We start from the raw sequence: 748 nt of genomic DNA, 5'->3' as shown, positions 1-748 counted from the left end.
ATTTCTGATGATTCTTACCGGAATCCCGGCAGCGCCGTTTCTGGCTCCCCAGACGGAGGCGCTGGAACAGGGGCTTCGGCGCATCGGGATCCGGCGGTGGTATCCGCTTTTCTGCAAATGCTTGTGCATGACGCTTCTTCTGATGGCAGTCACGGCGGGCGGCTATGGCTGGGCGGTGCAGAAGGGATATGCGCTGGCGGGGCGGGAAGAACTGGCGGCGTGGGGGCTGACCTGCGCGGCAGTTTCGGCGTGGATTCTGCTGTTTTATGAGGTGTGCAGAAGTTTGGCAGCGGCGATTTTGACGTTGTTTGCGGTCAATGTGGTATTTCTCTTTCTGGCGGGCGGCATCATCCCGTCCGTCTTTCTGCCGGAGCTGGTTCAGAAAGTCGGAAATATGACGGTGACGGCGCTCTGGATGGATGGAATCCGCTTTATTGCTTCGGGCGGGGAGACAGGGGCGGTTCCGGTGCTGTGGAAACTGGCTGCGGCGGCATTGGCATGCTTTGCACTGGCGCTTGCCGCCGGAAAAAGGAGGGATTGACGGATGCGGAAGCTGGCGTGGTGGTTCTGTATGTTTGGAATGACGCTGCGGCGGGCTCTTTACCGCCCGGTGTTCCTCCTGTTTCTTCTGACCTTTCCAGTGGGAATGGGCGTGCTCCATCAGGTGGAAAAACGGGATTCCGGGCGGATCGCGGTGGCGCTCTGTCCGGGAACGGATGCGTGGAATCAGGCGCTTGCAGAAAGACTG

General features: G+C 59.8%; 1 protein-coding gene and 1 pseudogene. Both read left to right on the top strand.

Annotated elements, in window-relative coordinates:
• Positions 1–541: pseudogene (locus tag QVO97_RS01035) on the top strand (hypothetical protein); the annotation flags it as partial.
• Positions 542–544: 3 nt separating this feature from the next.
• A partial coding sequence (locus tag QVO97_RS01030) for a hypothetical protein (RefSeq protein WP_369678361.1) occupies positions 545–748 on the top strand: 204 nt, incomplete at its 3' end.

The organism is Clostridium sp. CAG:43 (genome assembly GCF_000434655.1).
Taxonomy (GTDB): domain Bacteria; phylum Bacillota; class Clostridia; order Lachnospirales; family Lachnospiraceae; genus Otoolea; species Otoolea fessa.
Note: the sequence above shows the minus strand (reverse complement) of the source record. Positions and strands in the feature narration are given on the sequence as shown.